Origin of the sequence: Spiroplasma endosymbiont of Polydrusus pterygomalis, from assembly GCF_964030635.1 — a bacterium.
Lineage (GTDB): Bacteria > Bacillota_I > Bacilli_A > Mycoplasmatales > Mycoplasmataceae > Spiroplasma.
Genome location: NZ_OZ034909.1, coordinates 84,822 through 104,298, shown reverse-complemented (window position 1 = coordinate 104,298; position 19,477 = coordinate 84,822). Strand labels below are relative to the sequence as shown.

Below are 19,477 nucleotides of genomic sequence, written 5' to 3'. Positions count from 1 at the left end.
AGAAAAGGAGTAAGAGCATTGGAAACAAATATTTTAGAGTTACGGAACATTTCAAAACAATATGAAGGAAAGGTTGTTTTGAAAGGAATTAACTTAAACATTAAAGAAGGAGAATTTGTCACATTACTGGGGCCATCAGGATGTGGTAAAACAACAACATTAAGAATTATTGCTGGATTTGAACATCCAAATAGTGGTGAATTATTATTTTTAGGAAAAGATTATTTAAAAACGCTGGTGCATAAGCGCGAAGTTAATACTGTTTTTCAAAACTATGCCTTATTTCCCCATTTAACTGTTTTTGATAATATTGCTTATGGTTTAAAAATTAAACGAAATAAATATAATATTATTGAAACGGAAGTTAAAAAATTTCTACAGTTAGTGGGATTAGAAGGCTTTGAAGATAAATCAGTTGAGCAGTTGTCGGGAGGACAACGCCAACGAGTTGCGTTAGCCCGTGCTTTGATTAATAAACCAAAGGTTTTATTATTAGACGAGCCAATGGCGGCCTTAGATGTTAAGTTACGAAAAAAAATGCAAGCAGAATTAAAAGCTTTGCAGGGGGAAATTGGGATTACTTTTATTTTAGTAACCCATGATCAAGAAGAGGCATTGACAATGTCCGATCGGATTATTGTGATGAATGATGGGGCAATTCAACAAGTTGGAACGCCATCGGAAATTTACAATGAGCCAGAGAACTTATGAACGGCCCAATTTATAGGTGATTCAAATATTATTTCAAATGCCATTTTTATTAAAGACAATTTAGTTGAAATTGATGGGAAAAAATTTATTTGTGCTGACCGTGGTTTTGGAGAAAATGAAAATCGCATTGATATTATTATTCGTCCCGAAGATATTGATATTGTTCCAGTGGGGAAAGGGTTTTTTACAGGAACAGTTAGAAGAGTTAACTTCAAAGGGGTTCATTGAGAAATTATTATTAAATGTAAGGAACGGAAATATTTAATTCATTCAACAGATAAAGTTGAAGAAGGTGACCAAGTTGATATCTCATGAAATGTTGAAGATATTCATGTGATGTGAAAAGAAATTGATGATTAAGGAGTAAGAGTGATGGAAAACAAAGGGAAACCACCGGGAAAAGTTAAAGGGTGATTTAAAAAACACGGTAGTAGGGTTAAATCAAATAGCCAGCAATTTTCTGCTTGATGCCGCACAAAATATTTAAACATTTCTTATCACACAAAACAAAGTAAATGGTTTAAAAGAGGTTTAAATCCAATTTTATGACCATACCTTCTTATTATGATTTTATTAATTGTTGTACCGTTATTAATTATTTTGCTATATTCATTTATTCAACCAACAGGAAATAGTTTGGTATTTGAAATTAATTTTAAAAATTTTGTAACATTTTTTTCAGAACGGAATTTTGTTATTGCCTTATTTTTAGCATTGGGGTATTCATTAATTGCGGCCATAATTGCGATTGTGGTTGCTTATCCAGTTGCATATGTGATGGCATTTTGTAAATCAAAATTGTTATCAAAAAATATTTGAATTTTAGTAACACTACCAATTTGAATTAATATGTTATTAAAAATTATTGGGTTACAAACATTGTTTAATATTATTGCCCCAGGGTTACTAGGAACGCCAATTTCAGTTGTTATTGGGATGGTTTATGCTTTTTTGCCATTTGTCATTTTACCAATTTATAATAGTTTAGATAGAATTGATATTTCATTAATTGAAGCTTCAAAAGATTTGGGAGCAAATGGTTTTAAAACATTTTGAAAAGTTATTTTTCGTCAATCAATTCCAGGCATTATTGCGGGGGAAACATTACTATTAGTTCAAGCCGCAACGTCTTTAATCATTGTAAAATTTATGGGGAATGGTCGCATCAATCTAATTGTTGATGTCATTGAAGCGTATTTTTTTAAAGGGGAAAATTTTGGAATTGGCGCAGCGATATCAGTTGTTTTAGCGCTTATTGTATTTTTAATTATTGTGCTATCAAATTGATTATCGAAATATTTTGAAACAAGAAAGGGGCGTCAAAATGATAAATTTTTTTAAGTCATCTTATATGGCATTAATTATGCTATTCATTTATATTCCAATTATGATTTTAATTTTATTTTCCTTCAATAGTGGGGAAAGTATGAGCATTTTTAGTGGTTTTTCTGATCGTTGATATAAACAACTTGCCAGTGAACAACCTTTTTTGCAAAGTGTTATTGTGTCAGTTTTTACCGCGGTAATTTCGACCGTTGTTTCAGTTATCATTGGGACGTTAGCGACGATTGGTTTAAGTCGAGCACGCCGAGTTACCCAAAAAATGACCTTATCAATTACGAACATTCCGTTAATTAATGCTGATATTATTACAGCCGTATCGTTAATGATGTTATTTATTGCCTTAGGAGCAAATTTTGGAATGTTAACATTAGTTTTAGCACATATTTCATTTGATGTTCCGTATGTTATTTTAACGGTGTTGCCACGATTACGAAAAGTGGATCCAAAATTAATTGAAGCGTCATTAGATTTGGGAGCAAAGCCATCACAAACATTACGGAAAATTATTTTGCCAATTTTAAAACCAGCTATTATTGCGGCGGCGGCAATTGCCTTTGCGATGAGTTTTGATGATTTTATCATTTCTTATTTTACGGGTGGTGATGATGTTAACGTTGCAACATTCATTTATACGATGAAACGCATTAAACCATTTATTAATGCTTTTGGAACAATTTGTATTGCAATTATTGGAATTATTATTATTGGTTGAAATGGTTGAAATGTTTATAAAATTAATTATAATAAGTTTCGTCAGGAAATGTTAAAAGGAACTTATAAAGACAAAGATATTATGCATTATGAAAAGAAATTATCCTTTCTTTATCATCAATTAAATAGTAAGCAATTTGATAATGAAAAACAAAAAGAACGTTTACGTTGAAAAATTATTAGACTAGAAAAAAAATACGATAAAAGTGTTTTATGAATCGAAAATAAGAAACAAATTTTTGTTGAACGACAATAAATCAAAGAAAATATGAATAAAATGTCTCGGAAAAAATTCCGTTGATTGGCAAAAAGTTGAAAACTAGTTTCGTTGACAATTATTGTTGTTGGATCAATAGCCTTATTAACGGGGGTTTATATTACTAATAATATTTATGATTTAGCCGTCGCGAACTGAGGGGGATATATTACTGCTGATTTAATTAGTAATTTTGAAAAGAAATATAATGTGAAAGTTAAGTATAGTGTTTATGATAACAATGAAACATTATACAACAAACTATATACAACGCATTATGACATTATGGTACCAAGTGATTATATGGTTAATAAGTTAGCACAAGAAGATCGTTTAGAAGAAATTGATTATCAAAAACTAAATGAAGTTGATAAAAGCTTTAACATTATTAAACCAAATGCAAATTATCATGGTGAACAGGTGACAGAACGAAAAATTGGAAATGAATATTTTAATGATTTAAATGTTGATATTGCAACAGTGCAAAAAACAAATCCAGAATTTTACAAAAATTGTATTGTGCCAGCTAATTTAGACCCAACAACATCAAAGTTTTTTGATAAAAGTTATGCCGCATCATTAGCCAATGGTTTATTAAATGTTTTAAATAAAAATAAAGTAAGTGGCGAAAAAACAATTGTAAATTATAGTTTACCTTATTTTTGAGGCGAAGTTTTGTTAGTAGTTAATCCAACAGCAAGTAATTTAAAATTATTAAAAGATGTTTTTGCAAAGGCAAATCAAACTTTACCATCATCAGCGAAAGGGCAATTTGATTATGAACGAGCAGAGTGAGATACTGATGATGCTGGCCGTGATCAAATTAAACTTATTAATGTGGTAAATAATAGTGTTGAATCAAATGGAATTTCATGAGATATTTTATGACAAGCAGCAGCAGCAAATAAACGCGTTTTAATTAATAATGATCCGCGAAACTTATTTATGTTGACTACTGAAAAAAAATATTTTAAACCAGTTCCAACAACAAAAAGCGAAATTGATTATGGTTATCAGGAATTAGCAACATTGTTAAAACATAATAATGTTGCCTTAATGAATGATGAATTAATAAACGCTGTTGGGGATGGAAACTTTGATTTTGCCTTTATGTATAATGGTGATGCAATTTATGCTGATACATTATTTGCTAACAGTCGTAAAGAAGCTAATTCTACCAAATTAATTATTACCCTACCACGAGCAACAACTGAATGAACACCAGCAACAACTGAGGGAACTAATATTTGAAGTGATAATATGGTTTTAGCAAAGAATGCGAAACATCCTGATTTAGCTTATAAGTTTATGAATTTTATTATTCAAAACGGAACCGCTTTAACTGAAGAAGAAAATTATACTTCTCCTTATCAACAAGTAATGGATTATGAAAATAATTATAATTATTATCGTAATGAACATGGCCTAACATCAGGAGCTATGGTTAATTATCGTAGTGACTATGTGCCGGTGACGAAACTTGATGATAATGATATGTATATTGCCCAACCAGAAATGGCAGATGGACCATTTACAATTACAGATTTAGATACCTATCTGTTAAATAAATATAATATTTTAATTGCTGGAAAAAACTAATAAAAATATGTATATGGATAGTTTAAAAATAAAAAATTAATTCTAAGAGAATTAATTTTTTTCTAGTTAGAATGTTAATTTCTAATTTTAAATTTATTCGAATAAATAGTAAAAACTAAATTTAATTTTTATTTCTTTTCCGGTATAAATGTTTTCATCATTTGAAAATGATGTTGCTGAGCCTGATTTTAATAATAGATTTTTCTTAATACTTTTAATATTAATTTTTGAAGAGTATAAACTATAATTTGTTTTTTTCAAGCCTTTTTTAATTTCGATTGCTTGTGCTTCATCGGAGTAACGATACTTAATTTTCTTTATCGAAGTAGTCTTAATTACTTTAGATAATGGTTGCTCGGTAATTTGGACACCTACTATTGACTTAATTGTTTGATTATATAGTTTTTCAATGAAATTATCACCTAAAGCTGTAATGATAAACGTTATTGGATGGTGTTCTATTAAGTTTGTAGAAACCACATACATTTTGTACTTTTGGTATTTACATTTTTAAAATATTAATAAAATCAATATTTTAAAAATGTAAATACCAAAAGTACAAAATGTATGTGGTTTCTACAAAAATAAATTCAATGCCAAGAAAATCATTAAATTATAAAAATTAATTGGATTTAATACAAAATATTCAATAAAGTGTCCCAAATATATTTACAATTCAGGTTTTATATTTAATTGTGATAACGATAATTATTGCTTTATTAGTAATAATAGTTGTTAATTTAAATAATTTATTGGTTAATCGGCAACGAATTAAAGAAAATCATGGGTAGCGTGTAAAATGTTGGGGAAAAGTTTTCAGCATTAAGTTCTAATAATAATTATAAACTATTTTCTTTAAAAGAGTTTTAGTATTTGATAATGTAGAAGCGGTGAATATTGGTAAGTTATATTGTTTAACTTCTGGATTATTCATCTTTTTAAATATTCATCTTCAAGTAATTTGTTCATTTTTTACTTGAAGATTTTTAATTTCTGTTAGTTCTTGAAAGGGATTAATCCCATTAGCTGTCAATTGTTTTAATAACATTACTTTGTAAATCGTTTTTTCATTAAATATTTTTGGTTTTGAACGAAACATTACTTTAATAATTCGAGCAATATAACTTTCAATGCGACAACCAATATTTTCTTGATATTCTCATTTTTGAATTGCTCCATAGTATGTTCTTAAATAATTAGATATTTCTTGTAACTTTCCTTTCGCTTCTTCGGTTTTAACAAGCTGATAAGCTCCATTCAAGGTATTTTGTAACCTTGTTTCAGTTTAATTTTAGAATTGCTTTTCTAATTTTATTAAATAAATAACGTTTATAATATCGTGGACCACGGAGACAATCTTTAATTTTTTTAATAACATGGAAACGATCAATGATAAATTCAACATTGATGTGTTTTTCAACCGTTGAAATATATTGTGCACCATCACCAAGCACAATAATTTTAGCTGTCTCGGGTGATTCATAATTTAAGTTAATAAATTCTTTAATTCCTTGTCAGTATTTTTTAGAGTTAATTTTTTTAACTTCATTAGTCATTGTTACTAGAAATTTGACATTATGCATTGTTTTTCGTATTGTTTTAGGATCTTTATAACCAGTATGAAAGACGGTTAAACGGATTCTTTTCTTAATTTTTAATCGTTTTTTGATTTGATAACTAATGGCATTGCGATATGCTTCATCGGTTTCAATATAAATAACCCCATCATGTTTTAGTTTTGTATCTGGTTCATCTAGCATTAGTTCTAACAAATGTTTAATATCAAACCGTTTAATAAGGTTAAAAATTGTTTTTTTTGTTATGTTAGCATTCCGATACATATTACAAATATCTTGATAACTAAAATTTATGCCTAATTTGCTGATTATTTCTAACGAAAAATCATAATCAAGTCGCTGATAACTTTCAATCCCTAATTGAATATCAAGTAAAAAGACCGTTTTTGGTTTTTTTGCCACTTGAAATTCTGGTTTTAAGATATATTTTCGTCGTTTAAAAGTAACTTCACCATTACGAAAAACCAAAATTCGTTGATAAAATCCTTTTGAAATATAACGTGCTTTGCGTCAGTCCTTATTAAAAATATAGTTATCAATATATTCAAAAATATTTTTAAATAGTATTCAAGCTTTAGACTGCACCCCGTTTAGTAAGTATTAATGCTGAATTATACTTGTAAGTGCAAGTAAATAAAATTGCAAAAAATCTCATATAAAAATTTTATGATGCTAAGTTTATTTTAGAAAAAATAAAGCAAGGAGTTTTTATATGGGATATAAACATCTTGGCATAGATGAAAGAATTTATATTGAGAATCAATTGAAGTTTAAAATAAAAATTAGTGAAATAGCTAAAAATCTTAATCGAAGTATTAGTACTATTATTCGAGAAGTTAATAGAAATAAAGATAATAATCATTATTTTTCATTAATTGCACAAAATAAAGCAGAAAATAGAAAACAATCACATATTTATTTTCATAAGTTTAAAAATAGAGAATTAGTAAAATATGTACAACAAAAATTATTATTAGATTGATCACCCGAACAAATTTATGGCAGAATTAAAAATTTTCATAAAGAATGAATTATTAGTTTTAAAACAATTTACAATTGAATTTATTCTGGATTACTTGAAAAAGTTACTAATAAAAATTTAAGAAGAAAAGGTAAGAAACGAAAATATCAAGAAAATCGGGGTAAATTTAATGGTAAATCAATTAAAGAACGAAATGCTAATGTTAATAATCGCGTAACTCTTGGTCATTGAGAGGGTGATACCGTAGTATCATCACGAGGTAAAAGTAAATCATGTTTAATAACTTTAGTTGAAAGAACATCAAGATTTACTTTAGCAATATTAGTTGAAAATAGAACTACTAAAGTTATTAACGAAAATATTAGCCATTATTTATCAATTCTTCCAAATAATCTTGTTAAGACTATAACATTTGATCGTGGTAAAGAATTTGCTAATTGACAACAACTTGAAAAAAATTTAAATGTGAAAATTTATTTTGCTAATGCATATTCACCCTGACAAAGAGGTACTAATGAAAATACTAATGGTTTAATTAGAGAAAAATTTCCTAAAAAATTTAATTTTTCAAATACTACTAAAAATGCAGTTCATAAATTTATATTGTCTTTAAACCAAAGACCAAGAAAAATACTAAATTATCTTTCGCCAATCGAATATTTGGTTAGAAAAATAATTTAGTTGCACTTAACTTTACAATTTGGCTAATAAAAAGGTTTACAAACTTTCATTTATTATATCTTTTTCTTTTTGGTTTGAATATCATTTATTTCATTTTTTAACATCATTAATATATTCATTATGAGATTTATAATTTTTATTATGGATTGTTCCTTTTTTAATTAATGAATGAAAACTTTCAATAATAATGTTGTCTGCACAATGATAATTTTTACCCATTGAAATTATAATTTTGTTATCTAAACATTTACTATTATAATCTTTAGATGTATATTGATATCCGTGATCTGAATGAATTATTGTTTTATTTAGATCTTTTTTTATTTTTTTAATTTTATTAATTGCAGCATTTAAATTATCAATTACAAGTTTGTTATTATTAAATTTTGATCATTTTACATCAATAATTTCTTTAGTATATCCATCAATTATTGATGATTGATAATGTTTTTTACCATTTCAAATTAAATAAGTTACATCAGTAAATAAAATTGAAAATCTTTCTTTAATATCATTAAAATTACGATTTACTAAATCAGGATATTTAATTATATTTTTATTTCTATTTTGTTTTATTAATATTTTTCTACGCATACGCTTTACATATTCAGCTTGAATATTATTTTCTTTCATAATTCGTAATACTTTCTTAGCATTATAAACAATGCCATAATATTCTTTTAAATATTTGGTAATTCGACGATAACCAAATTGTTTTAAATTTTCTTCATAGACTTTTACAATATTCTTTAATGGTTCACTATCCTTACCATTACTTGAATAATTTTTATATTTATCTCAATAACTACGCTTTAAATATGTTATATCAAGTAATAAATTTAGTGGATATTTATTAATGTTTTCTTTGATAAAAAATACAATTTTTCTTTTATTTAATTGTAAAAGTCATGAAGCTTTTTTAGTAATTCATACCTAACTTTGTAATAGTTTAAATCTCTTTTTTCAAATGATTCTTTTGGACCTTTATTGGTGTTTAAAATTCCTTTCTTAAAATTTTCATACCATGAAGCAACAGTTTTTTTATTAATTGCATATTTTTTTGCAATAAAACTTATACTATTATTTTTAATCTCTTGTCCTATCCTTTTTCGAAAATCTGCTGTATATTTATTAAATTTTTGTCCTTTTCTTGCCATATAAAAATGCACCTCCTTTAAAAGTTTAGCAAAGACTTTTTTTCTTTACTTACTTTTTTGGGTGCAGTCTACGCAAAATAAAATAATGTTTTCTTTCCATTAAAAAATCAACTCAGAAAGGAGTTGATTTGTTGCACTTCATATTACAGTTTACATTTTATGCTATTGATAATGTTTGTTGATGTTAGAATATTCATTAATAAATCATGTAAACATTGAATAATTTGAACTAATGAGACAACTTTATTTCGATATTCGGTTGTATTAGCGTTAATTTCAATGCGTTTTTCTGGTGTTAATCCGATGACAAAATCATGATAAGCTTGTACCTCTTCAATAATTTTTTCTTTATTAAATTCTGGTAACTTGATTTTTCCTTCATTATAATCTTTTTCAATATGATTAATATTTTTTAATTGCGCTTTTAATTTTTCATCTTCTTTTTCAACCGAAAAATCAGTTAAAATAATATCTCGTTGTAAAAAAAAACCTAATTGATTTACTAAATTTCAAATTTCTAAGGCATCATTAGTGTTATTAATATCTGTGATACATTTATCAAGAGCTGTATCAAGACCTTTAATTTCATCATCATAAATTTTTGTTAATTCCCCAACTTCAACTTTCATCATATTAACAAAAAGTTTATTTAAATCAACGGGACTAGCTTCTTTTGCACTAGTCATAAAATCATTTAAAAACCGTGGTAATGGAATAATCGCATTAAATAACTTACTTACTTCAATTAAAGTAGTAACTTTTTTCTGATTAATTTCCTCGGGTTTTTTATCTTGCAAATATTCTGTTCTAATATGGTCAAATAATGGCTTTGTTTCGGTTTTAACAAAATTAAATAAATCCTCAAAATTATTTTTAAACTTTGCCCCCGCTAAAAAAGCTTCTATTTTTGGATTTTTTTCGGCAGTGTCTTTTCCATAGTCTGTTTCAAAAAGATTAATATATTTTGTTAAATAATTCATCATCCCTTTTTCAACATCTGCTCAGAAATTATTCTGTTGTGTCATATTTAATCCCTCTATTCTTCTAATAATAATTCGATGGTGTATTTCAATTTTACCGTAAAATAATAATTTATGTAAATTTAATTTATCTTTGATTGCGTTGCCAAAGTTGGGGAAAATAAAAAAGAAAGTTTTCAGTATAATTAAGTTTGAAAAAAATTATAAAGAAAACTATCCTATGAATATTATAACTAGAATCCAAGAGTTTTTAAACGAAAATAATAACTCTTTTATTGATTTAATTAATGAAATTAGCCCCAATATCCCTATTACAGCACTATTATCCTATTTAAACAATGAAATTAGTTCTGAAGCTTGAATACTATTCAAAAATATTTTTGAATATATTGATAACTATATTTTTAATAAGGACTGACGCAAAGCACGTTATATTCCAAAAGTATTTTATCAACGAATTTTGGTTTTTCGTAATGGTGAAGTTACTTTTAAACGACGAAAATATATCTTAAAACCAGAATTTCAAGTGGCAAAAAAACCAAAAACGGTCTTTTTACTTGATATTCAATTAGGGATTGAAAGTTATCAGCGACTTGATTATGATTTTTCGTTAGAAATAATCAGCAAATTAGGCATAAATTTTAGTTATCAAGATATTTGTAATATGTATCGGAATGCTAACATAACAAAAAAACAATTTTTAACCTTATTAAACGGTTTGATATTAAACATTTGTTAGAACTAATGCTAGATGAACCAGATACAAAACTAAAACATGATGGGGTTATTTATATTGAAACCGATGAAGCATATCGCAATGCCATTAGTTATCAAATCAAAAAACGATTAAAAATTAAGAAAAGAATCCGTTTAACCGTCTTTCATACTGGTTATAAAGATCCTAAAACAATACGAAAAACAATGCATAATGTCAAATTTCTAGTAACAATGACTAATGAAGTTAAAAAAATTAACTCTAAAAAATACTGACAAGGAATTAAATAATTTATTAACTTAAATTATGAATCACCCGAGACAACTAAAATTATTGTGCTTGGTGATGGTGCACAATATATTTCAACGGTTGAAAAACACATCAATGTTGAATTTATCATTGATCGTTTCCATGTTATTAAAAAAATTAAAGATTGTCTCCGTGGTTCACGATATTATAAACGTTATTTATTTAATAAAATTAGAAAAGCAATTCTAAAATTAAACTGAAACAAGGTTACAAAATACCTTGAATGGAGCTTATCAGCTTGTTAAAACCGAAGAAGCGAAAGGAAAGTTACAAGAAATATCTAATTATTTAAGAACATACTATGGAGCAATTCAAAAATGAGAATATCAAGAAAATATTGGTTGTCGCATTGAAAGTTATATTGCTCGAATTATTAAAGTAATGTTTCGTTCAAAACCAAAAATATTTAATGAAAAAACGATTTACAAAGTAATGTTATTAAAACAATTGACAGCTAATGGGATTAATCCCTTTCAAGAACTAACAGAAATTAAAAATCTTCAAGTAAAAAATGAACAAATTACTTGAAGATGAATATTTAAAAAGATGAATAATCCAGAAGTTAAACAATATAACTTACCAATATTCACCGCTTCTACATTATCAAATACTAAAACTCTTTTAAAGAAAATAGTTTATAATTATTATTAGAACTTAATGCTGAAAACTTTTCCCCAACATTTTACACGCTACCTTTATCTTTTCATGTATGAAAGAAAATAATATTCAAGCTGAATATGTAAAGCGTATGCGTAGAAAAATATTAATAAAACAAAATAGAAATAAAAATATAATTAAATATCCTGATTTAGTAAATCGTAATTTTAATGATATTAAAGAAAGATTTTCAATTTTATTTACTGATTTAACTTATTTAATTTGAAATGGTAAAAAACATTATCAATCAACAATAATTGATGGATATACTAAAGAAATTATTGATGTAAAATGATCAAAATTTAATAATAACAAACTTGTAATTGATAGTTTAAATGCTGCAATTAATAAAATTGCCAAATTGTAAAGTTAAGTGCAACTAAATTATTTTTCTAACCAAATATTCGATTGGCGAAAGATAATTTAGTATTTTTCGCCAATCGAATATTTGGTTAGAAAAATAATTTAGTTGCACTTAACTTTACAATTTGGCATTTATTAAAAAACACATAACTTCATATCTAAGTGAATAAACACTATAAAAAAGCCGGCCGAGGCAATGCGCATTATTAGGGCGTGAGGAAAAATGTAAATCGGCGCTGGTTATATTTAAACTAAGCGATAGTCGTGATAAGTGCAAGGTCAACATCAAACGACAATAAAAATAGAGATGGCCACTTTATAAATAAATTTGCGATAGACATTGTCCCATCGAGGATGGCAGCGGTTCTACAAACCACAACGCCAGCACCAGGCTCTTCAAGGTGCAAGTGAATTTATTTTAAAAAATGAACGTTTTGACTTGAAATAGTGCGGAAGAAGAGGAATAGCTATACGGCGTTTTCTGTCAAAATACGAAGTAAATAACCTAATATCAACCAAACAAAAACAAATACTTTACCTTATTGAATTAATTATTTATCGCGTCAACACTTTTATTTGGCCAGTAAGGACCACCACCAAGTCATATTATTTGTTTTTCTATCTCAACTTTACCTTGCTAAAATTATTTGAGAGAGCACACCTTTCTCTTCTATCTCTTTTCTGATAAAAAACATAGTTAATTAACCTAAATAACAAGATGTTGCTTATCGCCTCATTGCCTGTTGTTAGAAAACTAAATACAAGTAATTTTTTTCTCTACGTTATAAAAATTATTAATGAATTACCTTAATAAAAAAAACTACCATACTAAATTAAAGGAGACAAAATGCAAGAATATAACAAAATTAATAACAAAAAACGAAGCACAAGCTACGAACATTTAAACAAAAAATCATATAAAATATATATAAGGAGTAAATCAAAATGAAAAAAATATTATCGATCTTATCAACAATATCTCTATCTACTATAATATCAACAAATATTATTGCTTGTAAAACATCAAATACAAACAACGAAAATAACAAACCAATAGAATCTGAGTTTATACCACAACAACCACCAGAAAATAGTAATTGAAAGTTAGTTAATAACTATAATCAATTAGAAACAAAAAATAGTAAATGATATATTATGATATATAGCAGCGATCCTAAAATAATATCAAAATTAAAAAATGATGAAAATAGAAAAATATATCTTTTTAATTTAAATAGTAATACTGGAATAAGATTTGGTAATTCAAGTTTTTCAGATGTAAATAAAATTTCTTTATATTATTGAGATGGAAATGATGAAACAACAATACCAACAATAAACAGAGACACTGGTGAAATTACAAACTGAAACGAAAAAATAGAAACTAAATAATGAATATGTAAACTTTTCTTTACATATTCAATAAAAATAGAATTTATTAGACTTCTTGCGATACCTTATTATTTATGCTTAAAAAGCAATTAAAATTTTTAAAAATGCTTATTTTAAAGTTTAATTTAATTTTTTTTATTTGTAATTTTTTTATTTTTGTTAGTATCGCAATAAGTCTAATATATTAAATTTTATAATGAAATTAGACCACAAAAAAATAAAAAGGATTAAGTCCTGTTGAATACAGAATAACTCAATCCTAAATAAATTTTATTTTTTATGTAAACTTTTCTTTACATATTCATATTAAGATTTTGTTTTTTTATTTCAATCAATAATTTTACCTATATTTTTATCAATTGTTGGTATTGTTGGTTCACCAACACCATCTCAACGATAAACTTTAAAAGAATCATCTCTTCCAATTTTTGTAATATTATTAAATTTATTAATTCAATAAGTAACATCTTTAGATGTTTTTCCATATTTAATATAAATTCCTACATATCATTTATTATCTGATGAATGTTTTGCTTCTTCTCAAAAATTATTAATTAATTTTCAATTACTATTTTCTGGTGGTGTAAATTCAGATTCTGTTGATTTATTAGTAATATTATTATGTGGTTTATTATTTGTTTTTTTTATGTTTTTTGAATTACAAGAGATAATATTGGTTGATATTATAGTAGATAAATATAGCATAGATAAGATCGATATTATTTTTTTCATTATGATTTACTCCTTAGATATATTTTATCTTATTTTTTGTGATAAAATGATTACATATAAAAATATTTAGGTTTCTATTAATAAAAAAATCAACTTATTAAATAATAATAAAAATTTAAGAAATGAAATATATTAAATGAAAAAACTTTTAAGTTTATTAAGTGTATTAACAATTAGTGGAAATATAATACCAACAGTAATTGCTGCTAGTCTTTATCAAAAACAAGAACAAGTAGAAAGTATAAATAAAAGACAAAAGAGAAGTAATAATGAAGATAAAATAAATCCAATAAAAATAGTTATTAAAGCAAATTATAGAGTTGATTCTTCGGGTGTTGTGTTAAATAATAGACTTCTTGCGATACTAACAAAAATAAAAAAAATTAAATTAAACTTTAAAATAAGCATTTTTAAAAATTTTAATTGCTTTTTAAGCATAAATAATAATGTATCGCAAGAAGTCTATTGTAATTACAAATACATTTTTATTAATTATTTTTCTTCAATTATTTGTATAATTGCATCACATAAACATTTATTTTTTTTAATTCTGCTAATTCACTTTCTGTTTTTTTAAGTTGATTGTTTTTATCTTTAATTTGATTAAGTTGTTTTATTTGTATTTTAAGATTTTCATTTTCTTGTCAATAATTAATTCTTTCTTGTTTTATTTTTTCAATAAGAAAAGCAATATCTAATTTATATAATTCAATATAGACTGCACCCTGTTTAGTAAGTGTTAATAAAAAGGTTTACAAACTTTCATTTATTATATCTTTTTCTTTTTGGTTTGAATATCATTTATTTCATTTTTTAACATCATTAATATATTCATTATGAGATTTATAATTTTTATTATGGATTGTTCCTTTTTTAATTAATGAATGAAAACTTTCAATAATAATGTTGTCTGCACAATGATAATTTTTACCCATTGAAATTATAATTTTGTTATCTAAACATTTACTATTATAATCTTTAGATGTATATTGATATCCGTGATCTGAATGAATTATTGTTTTATTTAGATCTTTTTTTATTTTTTTAATTTTATTAATTGCAGCATTTAAATTATCAATTACAAGTTTGTTATTATTAAATTTTGATCATTTTACATCAACAATTTCTTTAGTATATCCATCAATTATTGTTGATTGATAATGTTTTTTACCATTTCAAATTAAATAAGTTACATCAGTAAATAAAATTGAAAATCTTTCTTTAATATCATTAAAATTACGATTTACTAAATCAGGATATTTAATTATATTTTTATTTCTATTTTGTTTTATTAATATTTTTCTACGCATACGCTTTACATATTCAGCTTGAATATTATTTTCTTTCATACATGAAAAGATAAAGGTAGCGTGTAAAATGTTGGGGAAAAGTTTTCAGCATTAAGTTCTAATAATAATTAGAAACTATTTTCTTTAAAAGAGTTTTAGTATTTGATAATGTAGAAGCGGTGAATATTGGTAAGTTATATTGTTTAACTTCTGGATTATTCATCTTTTTAAATATTCATCTTCAAGTAATTTGTTCATTTTTTACTTGAAGATTTTTAATTTCTGTTAGTTCTTGAAAGGGATTAATCCCATTAGCTGTCAATTGTTTTAATAACATTACTTTGTAAATCGTTTTTTCATTAAATATTTTTGGTTTTGAACGAAACATTACTTTAATAATTCGAGCAATATAACTTTCAATGCGACAACCAATATTTTCTTGATATTTTCATTTTTGAATTGCTCCATAGTATGTTCTTAAATAATTAGATATTTCTTGTAACTTTCCTTTCGCTTCTTCGGTTTTAACAAGCTGATAAGCTCCATTCAAGGTATTTTGTAACCTTGTTTCAGTTTAATTTTAGAATTGCTTTTCTAATTTTATTAAATAAATAACGTTTATAATATCGTGAACCACGGAGACAATCTTTAATTTTTTTAATAACATGGAAACGATCAATGATAAATTCAACATTGATGTGTTTTTCAACCGTTGAAATATATTGTGCACCATCACCAAGCACAATAATTTTAGTTGTCTCGGGTGATTCATAATTTAAGTTAATAAATTATTTAATTCCTTGTCAGTATTTTTTAGAGTTAATTTTTTTAACTTCATTAGTCATTGTTACTAGAAATTTGACATTATGCATTGTTTTTCGTATTGTTTTAGGATCTTTATAAACAGTATGAAAGACGGTTAAACGGATTCTTTTCTTAATTTTTAATCGTTTTTTGATTTGATAACTAATGGCATTGCGATATGCTTCATCGGTTTCAATATAAATAACCCCATCATGTTTTAGTTTTGTATCTGGTTCATCTAGCATTAGTTCTAACAAATGTTTAATATCAAACCGTTTAATAAGGTTAAAAATTGTTTTTTTGTTATGTTAGCATTCCGATACATATTACAAATATCTTGATAACTAAAATTTATGCCTAATTTGCTGATTATTTCTAACGAAAAATCATAATCAAGTCGCTGATAACTTTCAATCCCTAATTGAATATCAAGTAAAAAGACCGTTTTTGGTTTTTTTGCCACTTGAAATTCTGGTTTTAAGATATATTTTCGTCGTTTAAAAGTAACTTCACCATTACGAAAAACCAAAGTTCGTTGATAAAATCCTTTTGGAATATAACGTGCTTTGCGTCAGTCCTTATTAAAAATATAGTTATCAATATATTCAAAAATATTTTTGAATAGTATTCAAGCTTCAGAACTAATTTCATTGTTTAAATAGGATAATAGTGCTGTAATAGGGATATTGGGGCTAATTTCATTAATTAAATCAATAAAAGAGTTATTATTTTCGTTTAAAAACTCTTGGATTCTAGTTATAATATTCATAGGATAGTTTTCTTTATAATTTTTTTCAAACTTAATTATACTGAAAACTTTCTTTTTTATTTTCCCCAACTTTGGCAACGCAATCAAAGATAAATTAAATTTACATAAATTATTATTTTACGGTAAAATTGAAATACACCATCGAATTATTATTAGAAGAATAGAGGGATTAAATATGACACAACAGAATAATTTCTGAGCAGATGTTGAAAAAGGGATGATGAATTATTTAACAAAATATATTAATCTTTTTGAAACAGACTATGGAAAAGACACTGCCGAAAAAAATCCAAAAATAGAAGCTTTTTTAGCGGGGGCAAAGTTTAAAAATAATTTTGATGATTTATTTAATTTTGTTAAAACCGAAACAAAGCCATTATTTGACCATATTAGAACAGAATATTTGCAAGATAAAAAACCCGAGGAAATTAATCAGAAAAAAGTTACTACTTTAATTGAAGTAAGTAAGTTATTTAATGCGATTATTCCATTACCACGGTTTTTAAATGATTTTATGACTAGTGCAAAAGAAGCTAGTCCCGTTGATTTAAATAAACTTTTTGTTAATATGATGAAAGTTGAAGTTGGGGAATTAACAAAAATTTATGATGATGAAATTAAAGGTCTTGATACAGCTCTTGATAAATGTATCACAGATATTAATAACACTAATGATGCCTTAGAAATTTGAAATTTAGTAAATCAATTAGGTTTTTTTTTACAACGAGATATTATTTTAACTGATTTTTCGGTTGAAAAAGAAGATGAAAAATTAAAAGCGCAATTAAAAAATATTAATCATATTGAAAAAGATTATAATGAAGGAAAAATCAAGTTACCAGAATTTAATAAAGAAAAAATTATTGAAGAGGTACAAGCTTATCATGATTTTGTCATCGGATTAACACCAGAAAAACGCATTGAAATTAACGCTAATACAACCGAATATCGAAATAAAGTTGTCTCATTAGTTCAAATTATTCAATGTTTACATGATTTATTAATGAATATTCTAACATCAACAAACATTATCAATAGCATAAAATGTAAACTGTAATATGAAGTGCAACAAATCAACTCCTTTCTGAGTTGATTTTTTAATGGAAAGAAAACATTATTTTATTTTGCGTAGACTGCACCCAAAAAAGTAAGTAAAGAAAAAAAGTCTTTGCTAAACTTTTAAAGGAGGTGCATTTTTATATGGCAAGAAAAGGACAAAAATTTAATAAATATACAGCAGATTTTCGAAAAAGGATAGGACAAGAGATTAAAAATAATAGTATAAGTTTTATTGCAAAAAAATATGCAATTAATAAAAAAACTGTTGCTTCATGGTATGAAAATTTTAAGAAAGGAATTTTAAACACCAATAAAGGTCCAAAAGAATCATTTGAAAAAAGAGATTTAAACTATTACAAAGTTAGGTATGAATTATTAAAAAAGCTTCATGACTTTTACAATTAAATAAAAGAAAAATTGTATTTTTTATCAAAGAAAACATTAATAAATATCCACTAAATTTATTACTTGATATAACATATTTAAAGCGTAGTTATTGAGATAAATATAAAAATTATTCAAGTAATGGTAAGGATAGTGAACCATTAAAGAATATTGTAAAAGTCTATGAAGAAAATTTAAAACAATTTGGTTATCGTCGAATTACCAAATATTTAAAAGAATATTATGGCATTGTTTATAATGCTAAGAAAGTATTACGAATTATGAAAGAAAATAATATTCAAGCTGAATATGTAAAGCGTATGCGTAGAAAAATATTAATAAAACAAAATAGAAATAAAAATATAATTAAATATCCTGATTTAGTAAATCGTAATTTTAATGATATTAAAGAAAGATTTTCAATTTTATTTACTGATGTAACTTATTTAATTTGAAATGGTAAAAAACATTATCAATCAACAATAATTGATGGATATACTAAAGAAATTGTTGATGTAAAATGATCAAAATTTAATAATAACAAACTTGTAATTGATAATTTAAATGCTGCAATTAATAAAATTAAAAAAATAAAAAAAGATCTAAATAAAACAATAATTCATTCAGATCACGGATATCAATATACATCTAAAGATTATAATAGTAAATGTTTAGATAACAAAATTATAATTTCAATGGGTAAAAATTATCATTGTGCAGACAACATTATTATTGAAAGTTTTCATTCATTAATTAAAAAAGGAACAATCCATAATAAAAATTATAAATCTCATAATGAATATATTAATGATGTTAAAAAATGAAATAAATGATATTCAAACCAAAAAGAAAAAGATATAATAAATGAAAGTTTGTAAACCTTTTTATTAACACTTACTAAACAGGGTGCAGTCTATATTGAATTATATAAATTAGATATTGCTTTTCTTATTGAAAAAATAAAACAAGAAAGAATTAATTATTGACAAGAAAATGAAAATCTTAA

At 25.2% G+C, this 19,477-nt stretch carries 27 protein-coding genes and 1 pseudogene; 15 read left to right on the top strand and 13 right to left on the bottom strand.

Going from position 1 to position 19,477, the window contains the following annotated elements; genetic code table 4:
- The first annotated feature begins 18 nt into the window (after window positions 1-18).
- Window positions 19-1,071 carry a spermidine/putrescine ABC transporter ATP-binding protein gene (gene potA, locus ACQH23_RS00665; protein ID WP_425378547.1) on the top strand — a complete coding sequence of 351 codons (1,053 nt, stop codon included), beginning with the start codon at window positions 19-21 and terminating at the stop codon, window positions 1,069-1,071.
- 134 nt (window positions 1,072-1,205) lie between these two features.
- On the opposite strand, the gene ACQH23_RS00660 is transcribed toward potA, so the two are convergent.
- On the bottom strand, window positions 1,206-1,451 hold the full coding sequence (locus ACQH23_RS00660) for a hypothetical protein (protein WP_425378546.1): 246 nt from the start codon (window positions 1,449-1,451) through the stop codon (window positions 1,206-1,208).
- A 37-nt stretch (window positions 1,452-1,488) separates the two neighbouring features.
- Here ACQH23_RS00660 and ACQH23_RS00655 point away from each other — a divergent pair, with 37 nt between their 5' ends.
- From ACQH23_RS00655 to ACQH23_RS00645, 3 genes are all read left to right on the top strand, one after another.
- Entirely contained in the window at window positions 1,489-2,052 is a 564-nt protein-coding gene (locus ACQH23_RS00655) for an ABC transporter permease (protein ID WP_425378545.1), read from the top strand.
- Between the two features lie 85 nt (window positions 2,053-2,137).
- The gene (locus tag ACQH23_RS00650; RefSeq protein WP_425378544.1) at window positions 2,138-3,022 is read left to right on the top strand and encodes an ABC transporter permease; all 885 of its coding nucleotides are present in this window, start codon (window positions 2,138-2,140) and stop codon (window positions 3,020-3,022) included.
- A gap of 12 nt (window positions 3,023-3,034) precedes the next feature.
- Window positions 3,035-4,621 (top strand): hypothetical protein, encoded by a 1,587-nt coding sequence (locus ACQH23_RS00645; RefSeq protein WP_425378543.1) that lies wholly within the window; start codon window positions 3,035-3,037, stop codon window positions 4,619-4,621.
- 93 nt (window positions 4,622-4,714) lie between these two features.
- Here ACQH23_RS00645 and ACQH23_RS00640 read toward each other — a convergent pair whose 3' ends face one another.
- The 3 genes from ACQH23_RS00640 to ACQH23_RS00630 form a co-directional block, all read right to left on the bottom strand.
- The gene (locus tag ACQH23_RS00640; protein WP_425378542.1) at window positions 4,715-5,101 is read right to left on the bottom strand and encodes a hypothetical protein; all 387 of its coding nucleotides are present in this window, start codon (window positions 5,099-5,101) and stop codon (window positions 4,715-4,717) included.
- Window positions 5,102-5,450: 349 nt separating this feature from the next.
- Window positions 5,451-5,882 (bottom strand): hypothetical protein, encoded by a 432-nt coding sequence (locus ACQH23_RS00635; protein ID WP_425378535.1) that lies wholly within the window; start codon window positions 5,880-5,882, stop codon window positions 5,451-5,453.
- Window positions 5,857-6,783: an Mbov_0401 family ICE element transposase-like protein gene (locus ACQH23_RS00630; protein ID WP_425378541.1), complete on the bottom strand. Its 927-nt coding sequence runs from the start codon at window positions 6,781-6,783 to the stop codon at window positions 5,857-5,859. Before ACQH23_RS00630 ends, ACQH23_RS00635 begins: the two co-directional genes overlap by 26 nt.
- A gap of 127 nt (window positions 6,784-6,910) precedes the next feature.
- On the opposite strand from ACQH23_RS00630, the gene ACQH23_RS00625 reads away from it, so the two are divergent.
- Window positions 6,911-7,861 (top strand): IS30 family transposase, encoded by a 951-nt coding sequence (locus tag ACQH23_RS00625; protein WP_425378540.1) that lies wholly within the window; start codon window positions 6,911-6,913, stop codon window positions 7,859-7,861.
- Window positions 7,862-7,897: 36 nt separating this feature from the next.
- Here ACQH23_RS00625 and ACQH23_RS00620 read toward each other — a convergent pair whose 3' ends face one another.
- The 3 genes from ACQH23_RS00620 to ACQH23_RS00610 form a co-directional block, all read right to left on the bottom strand.
- A complete protein-coding gene (locus ACQH23_RS00620; RefSeq protein ID WP_425378539.1) occupies window positions 7,898-8,494 on the bottom strand; it encodes a DDE-type integrase/transposase/recombinase in 597 nt (198 codons plus the stop codon).
- Between the two features lie 260 nt (window positions 8,495-8,754).
- Window positions 8,755-9,018 (bottom strand): hypothetical protein, encoded by a 264-nt coding sequence (locus ACQH23_RS00615; RefSeq protein ID WP_425378526.1) that lies wholly within the window; start codon window positions 9,016-9,018, stop codon window positions 8,755-8,757.
- A gap of 143 nt (window positions 9,019-9,161) precedes the next feature.
- Window positions 9,162-10,043 carry a hypothetical protein gene (locus ACQH23_RS00610; RefSeq protein ID WP_425378538.1) on the bottom strand — a complete coding sequence of 294 codons (882 nt, stop codon included), beginning with the start codon at window positions 10,041-10,043 and terminating at the stop codon, window positions 9,162-9,164.
- 175 nt (window positions 10,044-10,218) lie between these two features.
- Here ACQH23_RS00610 and ACQH23_RS00605 point away from each other — a divergent pair, with 175 nt between their 5' ends.
- The 6 genes from ACQH23_RS00605 (at window position 10,219) to ACQH23_RS00580 (ending at window position 13,434) form a co-directional block, all read left to right on the top strand.
- Window positions 10,219-10,737 carry a hypothetical protein gene (locus tag ACQH23_RS00605; RefSeq protein WP_425378537.1) on the top strand — a complete coding sequence of 173 codons (519 nt, stop codon included), beginning with the start codon at window positions 10,219-10,221 and terminating at the stop codon, window positions 10,735-10,737.
- Between the two features lie 5 nt (window positions 10,738-10,742).
- On the top strand, window positions 10,743-11,003 hold the full coding sequence (locus tag ACQH23_RS00600) for a hypothetical protein (RefSeq protein ID WP_425378536.1): 261 nt from the start codon (window positions 10,743-10,745) through the stop codon (window positions 11,001-11,003).
- A 45-nt stretch (window positions 11,004-11,048) separates the two neighbouring features.
- Window positions 11,049-11,267 (top strand): hypothetical protein, encoded by a 219-nt coding sequence (locus tag ACQH23_RS00595; RefSeq protein WP_425378530.1) that lies wholly within the window; start codon window positions 11,049-11,051, stop codon window positions 11,265-11,267.
- Complete coding sequence (locus ACQH23_RS00590) at window positions 11,242-11,673, top strand: hypothetical protein (protein WP_425378535.1); 432 nt, start codon at window positions 11,242-11,244, stop codon at window positions 11,671-11,673. The genes ACQH23_RS00595 and ACQH23_RS00590 overlap by 26 nt, the downstream gene beginning before the upstream one ends.
- 58 nt (window positions 11,674-11,731) lie before the next feature.
- On the top strand, window positions 11,732-12,046 hold the full coding sequence (locus ACQH23_RS00585) for a hypothetical protein (protein WP_425378534.1): 315 nt from the start codon (window positions 11,732-11,734) through the stop codon (window positions 12,044-12,046).
- A 941-nt stretch (window positions 12,047-12,987) separates the two neighbouring features.
- Complete coding sequence (locus ACQH23_RS00580; RefSeq protein WP_425378533.1) at window positions 12,988-13,434, top strand: lipoprotein; 447 nt, start codon at window positions 12,988-12,990, stop codon at window positions 13,432-13,434.
- 306 nt (window positions 13,435-13,740) lie between these two features.
- Here the strand turns inward: ACQH23_RS00580 and ACQH23_RS00575 are convergent, their stop codons facing one another.
- The 6 genes from ACQH23_RS00575 to ACQH23_RS00550 all read right to left on the bottom strand — a co-directional run bounded on the left by ACQH23_RS00575 (window position 13,741) and on the right by ACQH23_RS00550 (window position 17,028).
- A complete protein-coding gene (locus ACQH23_RS00575; RefSeq protein WP_425378532.1) occupies window positions 13,741-14,166 on the bottom strand; it encodes a hypothetical protein in 426 nt (141 codons plus the stop codon).
- Window positions 14,167-14,918: 752 nt separating this feature from the next.
- Window positions 14,919-15,515: a DDE-type integrase/transposase/recombinase gene (locus ACQH23_RS00570; RefSeq protein WP_425378525.1), complete on the bottom strand. Its 597-nt coding sequence runs from the start codon at window positions 15,513-15,515 to the stop codon at window positions 14,919-14,921.
- 58 nt (window positions 15,516-15,573) lie between these two features.
- A complete protein-coding gene (locus tag ACQH23_RS00565) occupies window positions 15,574-16,005 on the bottom strand; it encodes a hypothetical protein (protein WP_425378531.1) in 432 nt (143 codons plus the stop codon).
- On the bottom strand, window positions 15,980-16,198 hold the full coding sequence (locus tag ACQH23_RS00560; protein WP_425378530.1) for a hypothetical protein: 219 nt from the start codon (window positions 16,196-16,198) through the stop codon (window positions 15,980-15,982). Before ACQH23_RS00560 ends, ACQH23_RS00565 begins: the two co-directional genes overlap by 26 nt.
- Before the next feature lie 45 nt (window positions 16,199-16,243).
- Window positions 16,244-16,504, bottom strand: a complete 261-nt coding sequence (locus ACQH23_RS00555; RefSeq protein WP_425378529.1) for a hypothetical protein — start codon at window positions 16,502-16,504, stop codon at window positions 16,244-16,246.
- A gap of 5 nt (window positions 16,505-16,509) precedes the next feature.
- The gene (locus tag ACQH23_RS00550; protein WP_425378528.1) at window positions 16,510-17,028 is read right to left on the bottom strand and encodes a UPF0236 family transposase-like protein; all 519 of its coding nucleotides are present in this window, start codon (window positions 17,026-17,028) and stop codon (window positions 16,510-16,512) included.
- Window positions 17,029-17,203: 175 nt separating this feature from the next.
- Here ACQH23_RS00550 and ACQH23_RS00545 point away from each other — a divergent pair, with 175 nt between their 5' ends.
- From ACQH23_RS00545 to ACQH23_RS00530, 4 genes and pseudogenes are all read left to right on the top strand, one after another.
- Window positions 17,204-18,085 (top strand): hypothetical protein, encoded by an 882-nt coding sequence (locus ACQH23_RS00545; RefSeq protein ID WP_425378527.1) that lies wholly within the window; start codon window positions 17,204-17,206, stop codon window positions 18,083-18,085.
- 143 nt (window positions 18,086-18,228) lie between these two features.
- Window positions 18,229-18,492: a hypothetical protein gene (locus ACQH23_RS00540; protein WP_425378526.1), complete on the top strand. Its 264-nt coding sequence runs from the start codon at window positions 18,229-18,231 to the stop codon at window positions 18,490-18,492.
- A pseudogene (locus ACQH23_RS00535) lies at window positions 18,459-18,731 on the top strand (hypothetical protein); the annotation flags it as partial. The gene ACQH23_RS00540 and the pseudogene ACQH23_RS00535, both read left to right, overlap by 34 nt.
- A 21-nt stretch (window positions 18,732-18,752) precedes the next feature.
- Window positions 18,753-19,349 carry a DDE-type integrase/transposase/recombinase gene (locus ACQH23_RS00530; protein WP_425378525.1) on the top strand — a complete coding sequence of 199 codons (597 nt, stop codon included), beginning with the start codon at window positions 18,753-18,755 and terminating at the stop codon, window positions 19,347-19,349.
- The last annotated feature ends 128 nt before the right edge of the window (window positions 19,350-19,477 follow it).